This window comes from Flavobacterium sp. (genome assembly GCF_040379285.1).
Taxonomy (GTDB): Bacteria; Bacteroidota; Bacteroidia; order Flavobacteriales; family Flavobacteriaceae; genus Flavobacterium.
This window is the reverse complement of record NZ_JBEILJ010000014.1, coordinates 1-13,953: the sequence shown is the minus strand read 5'-3', so window position 1 is coordinate 13,953 and position 13,953 is coordinate 1. Positions and strand designations below refer to the sequence as shown.

Sequence of the window (13,953 nt, the reverse complement as noted above, 5' to 3'; positions counted from 1 at the left end):
AAAAATTAACGGTCTTTAAACTGCTTTTGATGGTTGATGTCCCATAACCCTGGACGTTGTAAAGCCGCTAGAAAAAGGGCTGCACTATTACCCGCTCCAAAATCGGAAACCGAGGGTTGCACAGCATGCGCATCGATTCCCCTCAAAGCTGCTCGAATAGCTTCAAAAGAATAGTCGGTATTGATTATATCGGCATGCAAAGCGCGATTTTGCTGACGGGTTCCAATATTTATAATAGGCACACCATAATAAGGGGCTTCGCGGATGCCCGCGCTACTGTTTCCGATGATGAACTGGGCATTTTTTAATAGGGTCAAAAAGTACTCAAACCGCAAAGAAGGAAACACCCGAAAACGTGATTGCCCTTGAAAAGCAGCGTAGGCGTCTAGAATTTTTTGACTGCCTAAATCGTTATTCGGATAAATCACGACATAGTTATGGGTATCGTCGAGTAAGGCCTGTACCAATTGCTGGGCATAGCCTTGCATGGCTGCCGCTTCGGTAGTCACGGGATGGAACATCAGAATTCCATAGGCGTCAAACGGGATTTCATAATAGGTTTTAGCAGTATCAAGGGAAGGCAACTGATTGGAAAACATGATATCGACGTCGGGCGATCCGATGGTCACAATAGAAGGTTCCATTTCACCCATTTGAATCAAACGGTTGGCCGCTTCTTCATGGGAAACAAAATGTACATGACTTAATTTAGAAACACTATGTCGAATCAGTTCGTCAACCGTACCCGACAATTCGCCACCTTCGATATGCGCTACCAAAATATTGTTGAGGGAACCCACGATGGCGCCCGCAAGCGTTTCCACCCGATCGCCATGCACCACAATCATGTCAGGCTTTACAGTTTTGACATAGGCCGAAAATCCTTCTATGGTTTTGGCCAATGTCAAGTCCATCGTCGTTTCATGGGTATGATTTTCAAAGGTATGTACTTGTGAAAACTGACACCGTTGAATCTCAATGAGCGTATAGCCATAGGTTTGTTGCAAATGCATGCCCGTTACAAAAACATAGGGTTCAAAATCGGGATGTTCCTCTAGAATTTGTATCAAGGATTTGATTTTACCATAATCGGCTCGGGTACCAGTTAAAAAAACAATTTTTTTCATGGGTTGGGATAACGTAAAAAGAATAGTTTTTTGAACACCTCTTTTTGAATTTTGTACCAAAACGTTTTGTAGTCGATCATTTTCCCTTGTTGAAAAACAGGTGGTTCATAAGGTGCTTGAGGGGCGGCTTGATTGTTTTTTTGAATATCATACATCCAGGCATCAGCAGCATTCCCCATGTGGTACGCCCAATTGGCATAGGTAGAAACCCTCATTTTTCCGGCCAAATCTACAGGCAAATCGATGTAATTATACACGGAATGTTTCCCGATTAAAATCAAGGCTGGATCTTTGGGAACAAAATCCCGTACAATCGAGCGGCGAATCGTCACTAAACTATGCCCGCCTCCCATCAAAACTTTGTGAGCGCCCAAATCAATGACAGGCCATCTCACCTGAACATCTTCAATGGGTTTCCAATTGATACTGAGGAGAAAACGATTGTAATCCTCCATATTTTGGGGTAATGATTCGTAATAAAAACGGTATTTACCGCGAAGTAATTTACGCATCGTAGCCACGGTGACGTAACTGTGTGTGTTGCGAACAGATATGGGAGAAACCGAACCCACATCGGGGTACGAATCTAAAAGCAGTTCCACCGCATCTTGCCAGCCATTTTTGAATAAAATATCGGTATCCGAAAAGGTAATGTACTCCTCTCGAACCCCACGTGCTGCCTGCATCATGGCATCTATTTTACCCATATTTTCTTGATGGTGAATCACACTATCAATTTGTCCTGACTCAAACAATGTATTGAAATAGGTTCGCACTGCGGCGCAACTCCCGTTGTTGACCAAGGTTATTTTTCCATGCGTATTAAACGTTTTTATCGCCGATTCGACACAGAGTTGTAACACCTCAAATGACGCTTGGTAATAATCACTAAAATCAGGAATGTAACAAACCATGATCATCCGGTGTTTGGATGTCAACGAAATAAAGCCTTCGCTTTTTTGGGGGTTCATTCCTACGCGCATAGTATTTATTTAAAATCTGAAAAATCCAATTGTTCATCGGCCGCAATGGCACGGGTTGCTTTTTTTCCGAGCAATGAATCAAAATGCTCCGCTAAAATCTTTCCCGTTCCGGGTCGTTTCACCCAAATATTGTCCTTGGTTAGCGTTTCCCCTTCAGCAATCGGAGCAATAGAACAAACGGTGGCAAACGCAAAATCGATGGTCACTTGTTCTTCGGCCGCGGGACGTTTTTCACCGCCACGCATTTGCCAAATTTCATGTGCACCCACAATCAATTCACGGCAGGCTTGTTCATCCATACTGCACACAATATCGGGCCCGGTGCGCTGCATGTGGTCGGTAAAATGGCGTTCCAAGATACTTGCTCCTAGCGCCACTGCCCCAAGGCATGCATTGTTGTTTAGCGTATGATCGGACAATCCAAAAACCTTATCGGGGAACGCTTCATGCAACTGCGTCATGGCTCCCAGACGAACAAGCGGTATAGGGGTTGGATACAAATTGGTGGTGTGCAAAAGGGCTACAGGAACCTGATAGCGGTCAAAAATAGCCACCGCTTTTTGTACACTTTCGATGGTATTCATTCCGGTACTCAAAATCACCGGTTTTCCAAAAGCTGCGATATGTTCTAGTAAAGGATAATTGTTGCATTCGCCCGAGCCAATTTTGTACGCAGGAATATCAAATTTCTTTAAGCGTTCGGCTGCAGCACGGGAAAAAGGGGTGGAAATAAAAATCATTCCTTTGCTTTCCACATAAGATTTTAAGGCCCATTCGTCGGCTTCATTTAAAGCACAACGCTCCATAATTTCATAGATTGAAACCGTGGCATTGCCGGGAATAACCTTTTTGGCCGCACCACTCATTTCGTCGGCAACAATATGGGTTTGGTGTTTCACGACCTCAGCGCCCGCACGATGTGCGGCATCAACCATCGCTTTGGCCACTTCCAAGTCGCCTTCATGATTGATTCCAATTTCGGCGATTACCAAGGGCGGGTAATCCGGTCCAATTTTGCGACCAGCGATTTCAAAGTAAGGATTCATGGGTGGTTTGATTTATGTTGGGTTTGATAATAGTTGAAACAAAATGTGGCATACGCAAAGTCGGCTTCCGTATCGATATCGACTGCAGCATAGGGATGCGTAACGACTAACGGATAGCAGGTTTCATCCATAACAGCACCACTATTGATGAGCGAAGGCTTACAAACATAGAGCAATCCATTTTCATAATACAACGGCTCCATATCTTGACTGCGTTGGCCAAAATGGTAATTAAAGGGCACAAAGCATTGCGCTTGGATACGTCCTAACTTATGGAGATTGGGCGAAACGGTAAACAAACCCGACACTTTATTTTGCTCAAAATAATCTAAAGCCTCGTCCAAAAGACCCACAGGGCGCAAGGGATTGGTGGGTTGTAGTACTACCACGCCCTCGGGTAGTTTGGTTAGTTGCGCTAACACATGTTGCAATGCCGTTACGGTAGGAGATTTATCGCCCGATAATTCGTGGGGGCGTTGGATGACTTCGGCGCCATAGTCCATGGCCACTGCTTCTATCGCTGGATCATCGGTAGTAACGATCACTCGTTGAATACGAGAAGAGGCTTGTGCATACCGAATGCTGTGCGCGAGTAAGGGCAAGTCACCCAAAAAACGAATGTTTTTACCGGGTAAGCGTTTTGACCCGCCACGGGCTGGAATAATGGCGATATACGGGTTTGTCATGGGTTAGGTTTCCAGAATATAGGATTCAAAGGTAACTTTTTCATCCGAATATACTGCATTTTGGTCAAACGGTATCGTCTTTGAAACAAGTCCCCTAAGGCGCCTAATATACTAAAAATCGCTCTAAATGTAGCCCAAAGGGCAACGTAATCCCGTGCTTTTACTTTATTAAAAAACTGCATGGCCGTGCAATACGCCAAGGTATACGGAAGACGAAAATACGGATAAAAGGTCATGTAATTTCGAATGCTATTGGCAAACGCTTTCCGCTGTCGATAGGCATAGTCGGCATCGTTTTTCCGTAGGCGAACTTCTACCCTATGGTTAACAAGAAGATCGGGAACATAATGCATTTCCCAACGTTTTTGGAGGAGCGCCATCGAAGCAAATTCTTCTTCACCATAAAATCCGTAATGCTCTGGATAATCGGGAATGGACTCCCAAGCTTTTTTTCGCCACACATGTCCACAACCTACAAATCCAAAACCATTGTGGGATAAGGCATCCGTTTGGAGGGTAGCAGGCAACGTTTTCCCCCAAAAAACACGACAAGCAATGAGTCCGCAACGGGGATACCTTTCAAAGTGCTGCTGTATGATTTCGAGGGTCTGTGGCAACACAAAATGTGCATCGTCATCCAAACTGATCAGATAAGGCGCTTTAGCGGTATGCAACAAAAAGTTACGATTATAAATATATCCTTTTGTCTTAGGGTTGGTAAAAAACTGAACCTGAGGAAATTGTTCTTTAATAAAAGTAGTGGTACCATCGGTAGAGCCGTCGTCGACAATCAAACATTCTACATCGTCCCGTCGGAGCAACGGTAAAAGCTGTTGCAACGTAAATTGCAAGTCAGACCAACGATTGCGTGTCGTAATTAATATACTAAATACGGGATTTGTTACCATATGTCTTTCACTGATTTAGGAAGCCCTTTTCGAAGTATAAACCAACGGAAAAGTAGTGGCGTGTTCATCATAATTCTACGCCAAAAACGATACTGCCAAAAGTAAGCGACACGACTAATCTTGGGCGCTGAAGGTGACAATTCAATGTGGGTTCGCGTGGAGGCTTTGGGGATCGTTGGCGGAACTTCCATCCATGATTCTCTCACATTACCCATGTGAAAGGCATAATTTGACAATGTGGTTACTTTATGGTAATGAAACTGATAGGGTTTTTCATCGAGGTACCACTCGGAATCTCCGCCCAATTGATGAGGAACTGACTGCTGTATTTCGCGAAAGACATCCCGACGAAAGGTCGCCACCACATGACCAGAACCCACCCACATGGATTTCCCATTTTCAGAGTATTGCAAATTATACAAAAGATGGTTTGGATTATAGTTACGGTCCCAGCCAATACTGTCGTAAAAACGTTCGGCAGCAGCGACATCGGGTATTTTGGCAAAACGCAAACGGGCTGAAAACAAATGTTCCCACACCAACGAAAATCCATCGACACGAAACAAATTCATCTGCGGAATGAGTCCGACTGCCCCAATGCGCTTCACTTTTTCAAATAAATCAATCGTCTCTTCTTGCCAACCTGGCTGAAAAAGCACATCGGCATCTGTTAGCGTTACCAAAGGGGCTTGATGACTCACCAATCCTTTTATTAAGGCATTGACTTTACCAATAGCGATGGAATGAATAATTTCATGAATTGTACCTTCTTGGTGTCGGCGGTTTAATTCTTGAACTACAGCTTCGCAAGATCCGTTGTTGACCACAGTAATAAAGGTAAAAGGTTGCACTGTAGCGGTTAGGGAGTCTAAACAATACTTTAAAATATTAAGACTGTCTTTATAGTAGTCCGTTTGGTGGGGTATATGCACCGGCACCACTACTTGATGTAGGTACTTTGAAGGGGGAACCAACTGATCTTTGTTGGGATTAAAACCAGAGCGCATATTACAGACGATTATCGATGTAAAAGGTATTGCCGAGATTTCCTTTGGTAATCACTTTACCGATGATGATATAATCTACCGAGGAAAGATAATCATGCATCTCCGAATCCAAGTCTTCCTTGAGGGGTAAATCGGATTCTACAACTAAAAACCGAGGACGAAAACGCTCCCAATCATTAGTTTTCAGCACTTCCAGATCATATCCTTCCACATCTACATCAAAGAAATCCAACCGATCGCCTGGCTGCAAATGCCGTTCCAAAATAGTGGCCAAAGGAATAGTCGGAACGTCGAGAACTTGCTGAATTTGTGATTGCAATTCCCTTTTTTCGATAAACCCATAATCAAGGGTGTTCATCGAACTATCGGGAAGCATATAATATTTTAAATTGAGGTCTTGGGAACCTAAAGCACAATTTTCAAAAATATCGGTAGGACGAAACTTTTGGTACAAAGGGCGAAGTTCGGGATTGGGATCAATGCAAATGCCTTTCCATCCGTGGATATAAAACAAATACGTATTAGAAGCAATCACAGGATGCCAACAACCGATGTCAACATAAACGCCGGGCGTACGATGAATGATTAATTTCATCAATTGCATGTCCTCTCCCGCCTTGGAAAAGCTAATATTATATCGGCGATAGATGAATTCTCGAATTTTGTTCGCTATCATTTCAACGTCCAATTTTGATTCAACAAAAAGGCACCGTGCTTTCGCGCGATGGGCATTTGACCGGTATGGTAAAAGTTGGAAGCCAACACGTCCACTTCAAAAGCATCGGTAATTTCGTCACAAAACCCACCTTTGAAAGCCATCCAGGTTTTGGCCGTATATTTTCCCTCAGCCAAGGCCATAGAGGGCACTAGGCATTCGATGTATTGCACCTGACCCGAATCGGAGACTTGGGCGTGGGCATCGTACCGATTGGAAACGGTAAATACGGGATAATTGAGTTCATTTCGAAAGACAACATAAAACGCCAAAGACGAAGCCTCTTGTGCCGAAATGGGTTTGTTCAGAAAAAACTGCATGCGCAACGGGTCGCCAGAGGGAATTTGCGTATAATTGACTTCATCGCTATTGATCAAAAAGCGTTCTACGTATAAATCGCCATCCGATTTACGAATTAACTTGCTACTACTTTGCGTCAAATTAGTAGCCAAATACTGTTGAATTCCTTCGTCGGTGGGCATTCGATCGGAGCATTCCCCATTTTTCAAAATAATAACCGAATCCGTTAAGGCGTGAATGGCGGTCATATCGTGACTGACAAACAAAACGGTGCGTCCTTCACCTTTGGAGATGTCTTGCATTTTACCAATGGCTTTTTTTTGAAATTCGGCATCCCCGACAGCCAAAACTTCATCCACCACCAAAATTTCGGGTTCGAGATGCGCCGCTACCGCAAAAGCCAAACGAACGGTCATCCCGCTACTGTAGCGTTTTACGGGGGTATCGATGTAACGTTCACAACCAGAGAAAGCAATAATTTCATCGATTTTACGATCGATTTCTTTTTTGCGCATCCCCAAAATCGCGCCGTTTAAATAAATATTTTCGCGACCCGTCAATTCGGGATGAAATCCAGTACCCACTTCGAGCAAACTTGCGATTCGGCCTTTGATTCGAATTTCACCTGTAGTAGGAGCGGTAACACGGGATAAGAGTTTGAGTAACGTACTTTTTCCGGCTCCATTTTTACCAATAATCCCCACCGCATTGCCTTCTTGTACATCAAAATTGATATCGCGCAAAGACCAAACGATATCTGAATCGGACTTCACCGTTCGATCATTTACCTCACCCACTTTCAAAAAGGGGTCGTCACGACGTAAAATTTTGGTCACCACAAATCGCTCCAAGTCACGGGAAATAGTACCGGTACCGATTTGTCCGATTTGATAAGCTTTGGAAAGCTGGTGAACTTCTATAACAGTGCGTGGCATCAGATGGTATCGACGAACGTGCGTTCGGTTTTGTTAAAAATCAAAATTCCTAAAAACAATACGACTAAGGTTACTCCAGTAGTATACAATAAGCTGTAGGTGGTAAATTCGCCTTTTCCTAAAAAGGCATAGCGAAACGCCTCGATGATGGTCGTCATCGGATTCCACGCAATCCACTTTTTATATTCGGGTTGGATATAACTCAACGGATAAATCACCGAAGTTGCATACATCATAAGTTGCACGCCAAACGTCACCAAAAAAGTAAGATCCTTATATTTGGTGGTAATTGCTGTGATTATCAACCCCAATCCGAGTCCCAAAAGCGCCATCAATACCACCAAAAAAGGAAATAGAAAAATACCTTCCGTGAGTTGAAACGAAGTGTTGGGAATGGGATATAACGAAAAATAACCCATCATGGCAATGAGCAACAATAATTGCACTCCAAACCGCACCAGATTACTCACAACGATACTCAAGGGCATAATCAAACGCGGGAAGTAGACTTTGCCAAAAATATTAGTATTGTCTTTAAACACGGTACTGGTTTTGGTCAAGCAATCGGCAAAATAATTCCAAGCTGTGATCCCGCACAAGTAAAAGAGCTGATGCGGTAACCCGTCGGCACTGATTCCTGCCAAATTCCCAAATACGAAAGTAAAGACAAGGGTAGTAAAAAGAGGTTGGATAAAAAACCACAACGGCCCCAAGATGGTTTGTTTGTAAAAACTTACGAAATCGCGTTTTACAAACATGAAAAGTAAATCACGGTACCGCCATAAATCCTTGAGGTGGAGCGCAAAGATGCCTTGTTTCCCTTTGATGATGAGATCCCAGGCTTCGTTATCGTTATGTGGACGTGTATTTTGACTCACAAGGGTTGGGTTATTTGTCGGGCAAATATAAAACTAAATCACGAATTAGTTACCTTTACCCCGCTTTTAAACAGATAATTTTATGTGGTTCTTTACGAAACAAAAACCTATACTAAGCCGCTTAATTCCTGAAGGTTATGTCGACATCCATTCGCATTTACTCCCCGGAATTGACGACGGTTGTGCTTCGTGGGAAGAAACGCAAATGCGATGTGCCGAATTGAAAGCATTAGGAATTCATCATTTTACGGCCACACCCCATATCATGGCAGGAGTTTGGCACAATAATCGGGCTACCATCGAACCCTTAGCACAGTCGTTTTCAGACCATATCCCTTTGGATTCGGGTTCGTTGCATTGGGCTGCCGAGTACATGTTGGATGCCGATTTTACGCAAAAACTATATGAAGGGCCTCTTTGTACCCTGAGAGAAAATTTGGTGTTGGTTGAAATGTCCTACCAACAACCGCCACTGGCTTTATACGATTGGCTGTTTGAACTTCAAGTCGAAGGATATCGTCCGGTTTTAGCACATCCCGAACGCTATAATTTTTATCATGGAAAAATGGAGGAGTACCGACGCCTCAAGAAAGCGGGGTGTTTGTTTCAATTGAATCTTCCCGCGCTTACTGGATATTATGGTTGGCCTGTATTAAAAACGGCAGCATTGTTATTAAACGAAGGACTTTACGAGTACTCGGGAACCGATGTCCACCATGAAAAGCATGTGCAAGCCTTAAGCCAACCATTGGCCGTAAAAAACGAAAAAGCAGTCGTGGAATTACTCCAAAAAAACGTGGATTTTTACACGAAATAAGCTAGAATTACTTCTTAAAATAACGAAGAATCCTATCCGTAAGGGTAAGTTTCTTTTCTTCTACCCCATAGCCATAACCGTAACCATAACCGTAGCCGTAACCATAGCCGTAACCATAGCCATAACCATAGCCGTAGGAACGTTGAATATCGGTGTCATTCAACACAAGAGCCATATTGGGCAATTTGCGCTCTTTGTAAATAGTTTCCACAAAACGCAACATTCGTTTGTCTAAATAATTGGCACGCATTACATAGATAAAGGCATCGGCATTGTGTGAAATCAAGAACGTATCGGTAACCACACTCACTGGAGCAGTATCTACAATGATATAATCAAACTCCGTTTTTAATTCATCAAAAAGGCGATTGATTTTATCATTCATCAAAAGCTCTACAGGATTGGGCGGAATAACCCCAGAAGGAAGAGCATAGAAATTTTCGTAGCCTTTGACTTTGATAATATAATCGTGAATGGATTCTCCCGTTTTGGATAAGAAATTGGTGAGTCCTTTGGCGGGAAGATTGATATACACATCCAATTTTGGATTTCGAATATCCAATCCAATCACCAATACTTTTTTCCCAGAGAGGGCAATGGTTGTAGCCAAGTTAATCGCTATAAACGTCTTCCCTTCTTTGGGTATCGAGGAAGTCACAAAAATCGTTTTGCAACGTCCAGGCTGCACTTCGGAGAGCACAAACTCCAAATTGGTTCGAATCATACGAACTGCTTCTGCCGAACTAGAGCGGCTGTTGGAGTCGATAAGCTCTTCACTATTATCCGAACGTGGAATATCGCCCAAATAGGGAACCGACACTTTTCCTTCCACATCCATGCGGCTTTTGATTTTGGTGTCTAAAGCAAAAAGTAAGGTCAAAAATCCGATGGGCAGTGCCAAACCTAATACAAAAGCAATTAAATAGACGAGGGAAGATTTGATTGAAATCGGCCCTGTTAGGTAGGCGGTATCAATAATTTTGGCTTTGGGAGAGGTAACCGCTAGAGAGATTTCAGTTTCCTCACGTTTTTGGAGTAAATATAAATAGAGTGTTTCTTTAATTTTTTGTTGACGGGCGATTTCATTATAAAAACGCTCATTCGTAGGCACATTATACACTTTACCTTCGTAAAGCGCGCGTTGGTTTAATAAATCATTCTTTTTAATGCGCAAGTCGCGTTGATGGCTGATAATACTACTGATTACACTTTGCTTAATATCCTCTAATTCACGCTCAATTTGTTTAACGCGAGGGTTATTTTCAGTACCACTGATTAAAAAAGTTTTACGGCTTAATTCCGATTCATTGTACTTGTTAATGAAAGTTACTATCGAGGGGGAAGCGGTCACCACATTGGTGGGTATCAACATCCCTTTTTTGATTTTACGCACTTCATCGAGCAGAAAGTCACTTACTTTCAATTCTGTTTCTAAAGATAGTACCGATCTATTATATTCCGTTTTTGAAGACAAACTCAATCCTGCATCAGCTTCTAAGGTAGTTAGTCCCCGTTGTTTTTTAAAGACCTCTGCATCGCCCTCAACGCCCCCCAATTCTTTAGTAATGATTTCTAAACGTCTATTGATAAACTCTTTGGTAAATTCGGCCACTTGATTTCGGTCACGAACGGCATCTTCATTGTATTGTTCGATGAGACCGTTGAGGTAATCCACCCCTCGTTCTTGGGTTAAGTCCGTATAAGTTAAATTAACAATGTTTGTTTTTTCTTCGTTTGTTATTCCTAAGCTTGCACGTAATACATTGGCTTTCAACTCTACCGAACTTTTAACAATTAAAATATCGGACATTGGCTCTTTAACAGGAAACGATTTAATTTGGATGAAAAAAGTCCCTATTGGAGAGGAAATCAACTGACCGAAACGGTACCGTTGGGACTGCGATAGATCGGGCTGGGACAACTCAAAGTGCTTAGAATCAAGCAGACGAACACGCCATGAAATAAACCTAGAATCATACAATTCATTTTTCTTGACAAAAACCATTTTTATAGGGGAATCCCGGTACAATTCTTTAGCAACCACACGACCCTCGCTGAAATAACTGATATCCAGATCGAGTTTTTTCACTACATTTTGAGAGAGCCCTCGAGATTTAAAAATAGCAATCTCATTTTCAATATTGTTTTTTCCCGCAAAAATATTCAAATCACTAAAGGCCGAAAACTCACTAGTACCCCCCTTTTTTTCATCTTTAATTAATATAGAGGCATTAACCCCATAATAAATTTCTTTATACCTTAAAAAGATATAAGCTAACGCCGAACAGATAACGACCGACAAAATAATCCATTTCCAATAAATAAGATAGCGAAAAAGTAAGTCTTTGACATTGAAATCATCCGACTTAGATTCGATTGGAGAAGTTGTATTTTGTATTAAGGGTTGTTGCATAGTTCAATTATCGGGTAAGTAACAAAATCATTGTAGTTAAAAAACTCACTGTAGAAATTATAATAGGTAAATTGGGAAGTGCTGTGGCATCTATTTTTGCCTTGCGCTCTCGAATGTAAATTACATCATTTTGATCCAAGTAGTAAAAAGGTGAATTCACCAAATCAGCCTTGGTCAAATCAATCGTATTAAAGGATTTAACTCCCTGGTAGTCACGAATTATAATTACTTCTTGGCGGAGTCCAAAAGGAGTTACATCGCCAGAAATTGCCAAGGCATCGAAAATAGTCACCCGATTAGTGTTAAAATTTCTAACTCCAGGATTCCCCACTGCACCTAAAACGGTTACTTTAAAATTTAGAATGCGAATGTTGATAATGGGATCGACCAAATAGGCTTTTAATTTGTCGGTCAGCATTAAGCGCAATTGCTCAATAGTATAACCAGCCACGGATAATTTACCCAAAGTAGGAAAATCGATTGTCCCTTCACTATCCACTAAATATCCTGCATTGGGATTGTTTATAATATTTCCTCCTCCCATATTACCAACAGCATTCATATTAAAAGGTTCAGAAAGTTCGCGTTGGTAAGTCAACACTTGAATAGAAATTTGATCGTCTTTTTGGATGATGGGCTCATAATTGGCGGCTGCATTAGCCATATTGTAATCGCCTTGCAGGTAATAATACTTTTTCTTAGAGATACATGACACTTGGGAAAGTGCTGTAATTAACAAAAAAAGTAAGGAAATTTTCTTCATACTTTGAATAATGTGTTGCAAATATAGGGATTATTAACAAAGGGGAGCTATTTTTGAGTCACATCTAATTTTTCAAATACAGAATTCAAACTCTTAAAATCAGGTACCAACGCTTTCATTTGCGAAACGGTAGCTTCATAAGCACCCGTTCGTGCAGTGGTGATCAAAACTTCCACTTGGTGACTTACTTCTTCAAAATCGGCGCTATTCTCCACGGCAATCATAATTTTTTCATGGTGGGTAGGTAAATTTTTGGCCGAATCATTCAGTAACTCTTCATACAATTTCTCTCCAGGACGAAGGCCTACTATTTTGATGGCAATATCTTTTTCGGGAACAAACCCCGCCAAACGAATCATTTTTCGAGCCAAATCAATAATCTTAACCGGTTTGCCCATATCAAAAATGAAAATCTCTCCTCCTTTACCCATAGAGCCTGCTTCCAAAACCAATTGACACGCTTCGGGTATGGTCATAAAATACCGAATAATCTCAGGATGGGTAATCGTAATGGGGCCGCCTTCTTGTATCTGTTTCGTAAAAAGAGGCACTACTGAACCATTGGAGCCTAACACATTCCCAAAGCGTGTAGTAATAAACCGGGTAAATCGGCCATTATTTTGTCGTTGGTGTTTAAAATGCTTGGCTTGAACATACATTTCTGCAATGCGTTTACTAGCTCCCATCACACTACTGGGATTTACCGCTTTGTCGGTTGAAACCATCACAAAACGATCAACATGATACTGGTTGGATAAATCGGCTACATTTCGCGTGCCCAACACATTGGTAAAGACTGCTTGAGCGGGATTGATTTCCATTAAGGGCACATGTTTATAGGCTGCTGCGTGATACACCACATCGGGGAGATACGATTTGAAAACCGTTTCCATAAAGGCATAATCCCGCACATCACCCACCACATCAATCAATTCAACCGCACGACCTTTCCCTGAAATTTCTAAGGATAGCGAATGCAACGGAGTCTCGGCTTGATCCAATAAAATAATACGCTTGGGTTGAAATAAGAGAACTTGACGAACAATCTCGCTCCCAATGGAACCGGCAGCGCCCGTCACCAATATCGTTTTTTCCTGCAAATACTCCGAAATCAGTTGGGTATCCAACGTAATCGGCTTGCGCTCCAATAAATCGTGAATTTCAAAATTCTTAATCTTTTTAGAAATTTCTTTTGATCGTCCCAATCGGCAACAACTGGCAACGTATACACTTTAAATCCGTACTCAATACATTCGTCCACGATAATCGAACGCTCCTCTTTGGTCAGCGATCGATCGGCAATGATCAGCGCGTCTACCCCTTTGGACCGCAGCAATACAGGAATACTCTTGCGGATTTGAAAAATAGGAAGATT

The 13,953-nt window shown here is 42.1% G+C and carries 14 protein-coding genes; 1 reads left to right on the top strand and 13 read right to left on the bottom strand.

What is annotated here, in order from left to right; genetic code table 11:
• Positions 1-5: 5 nt before the first annotated feature.
• Genes neuC through ABWO12_RS04685 form a run of 9 tightly spaced genes read right to left on the bottom strand, consistent with a single transcriptional unit; the run spans position 6 to position 8,585 of the window.
• Entirely contained in the window at positions 6-1,127 is a 1,122-nt protein-coding gene (gene neuC, locus ABWO12_RS04725; protein ID WP_353087634.1) for a UDP-N-acetylglucosamine 2-epimerase, read from the bottom strand.
• Positions 1,124-2,110 carry a glycosyltransferase gene (locus ABWO12_RS04720; RefSeq protein ID WP_353087633.1) on the bottom strand — a complete coding sequence of 329 codons (987 nt, stop codon included), beginning with the start codon at positions 2,108-2,110 and terminating at the stop codon, positions 1,124-1,126. The genes neuC and ABWO12_RS04720 overlap by 4 nt, the downstream gene beginning before the upstream one ends.
• A gap of 5 nt (positions 2,111-2,115) precedes the next feature.
• Complete coding sequence (locus ABWO12_RS04715) at positions 2,116-3,156, bottom strand: N-acetylneuraminate synthase family protein (RefSeq protein WP_353087632.1); 1,041 nt, start codon at positions 3,154-3,156, stop codon at positions 2,116-2,118.
• Entirely contained in the window at positions 3,153-3,842 is a 690-nt protein-coding gene (locus ABWO12_RS04710; RefSeq protein WP_353087631.1) for an acylneuraminate cytidylyltransferase family protein, read from the bottom strand. Before ABWO12_RS04710 ends, ABWO12_RS04715 begins: the two co-directional genes overlap by 4 nt.
• A complete protein-coding gene (locus ABWO12_RS04705; RefSeq protein ID WP_353087630.1) occupies positions 3,839-4,750 on the bottom strand; it encodes a glycosyltransferase family 2 protein in 912 nt (303 codons plus the stop codon). The genes ABWO12_RS04710 and ABWO12_RS04705 overlap by 4 nt, the downstream gene beginning before the upstream one ends.
• On the bottom strand, positions 4,744-5,757 hold the full coding sequence (locus tag ABWO12_RS04700) for a glycosyltransferase family A protein (protein ID WP_353087629.1): 1,014 nt from the start codon (positions 5,755-5,757) through the stop codon (positions 4,744-4,746). Before ABWO12_RS04700 ends, ABWO12_RS04705 begins: the two co-directional genes overlap by 7 nt.
• 1 nt (position 5,758) lies before the next feature.
• Positions 5,759-6,433, bottom strand: a complete 675-nt coding sequence (locus ABWO12_RS04695) for an FkbM family methyltransferase (RefSeq protein ID WP_353087628.1) — start codon at positions 6,431-6,433, stop codon at positions 5,759-5,761.
• Complete coding sequence (locus ABWO12_RS04690; protein ID WP_353087627.1) at positions 6,430-7,707, bottom strand: ABC transporter ATP-binding protein; 1,278 nt, start codon at positions 7,705-7,707, stop codon at positions 6,430-6,432. Before ABWO12_RS04690 ends, ABWO12_RS04695 begins: the two co-directional genes overlap by 4 nt.
• On the bottom strand, positions 7,707-8,585 hold the full coding sequence (locus ABWO12_RS04685; RefSeq protein ID WP_353087626.1) for an ABC transporter permease: 879 nt from the start codon (positions 8,583-8,585) through the stop codon (positions 7,707-7,709). The genes ABWO12_RS04690 and ABWO12_RS04685 overlap by 1 nt, the downstream gene beginning before the upstream one ends.
• 82 nt (positions 8,586-8,667) lie before the next feature.
• Between ABWO12_RS04685 and ABWO12_RS04680 the strand changes: the two genes are divergently transcribed.
• Positions 8,668-9,402, top strand: a complete 735-nt coding sequence (locus ABWO12_RS04680; RefSeq protein WP_353087625.1) for a tyrosine-protein phosphatase — start codon at positions 8,668-8,670, stop codon at positions 9,400-9,402.
• 7 nt (positions 9,403-9,409) lie between these two features.
• Here ABWO12_RS04680 and ABWO12_RS04675 read toward each other — a convergent pair whose 3' ends face one another.
• From ABWO12_RS04675 to ABWO12_RS04660, 4 genes are all read right to left on the bottom strand, one after another.
• The gene (locus ABWO12_RS04675; RefSeq protein ID WP_353087624.1) at positions 9,410-11,815 is read right to left on the bottom strand and encodes a GumC family protein; all 2,406 of its coding nucleotides are present in this window, start codon (positions 11,813-11,815) and stop codon (positions 9,410-9,412) included.
• A gap of 7 nt (positions 11,816-11,822) precedes the next feature.
• Positions 11,823-12,578 carry a polysaccharide biosynthesis/export family protein gene (locus ABWO12_RS04670; protein WP_353087623.1) on the bottom strand — a complete coding sequence of 252 codons (756 nt, stop codon included), beginning with the start codon at positions 12,576-12,578 and terminating at the stop codon, positions 11,823-11,825.
• A 47-nt stretch (positions 12,579-12,625) separates the two neighbouring features.
• Complete coding sequence (locus tag ABWO12_RS04665) at positions 12,626-13,726, bottom strand: UDP-N-acetylglucosamine 4,6-dehydratase family protein (protein ID WP_353087622.1); 1,101 nt, start codon at positions 13,724-13,726, stop codon at positions 12,626-12,628.
• The coding region (locus ABWO12_RS04660) for a nucleoside-diphosphate sugar epimerase/dehydratase (protein ID WP_502902910.1) at positions 13,690-13,953 on the bottom strand (264 nt) is incomplete at its 5' end. The genes ABWO12_RS04660 and ABWO12_RS04665, both read right to left, overlap by 37 nt.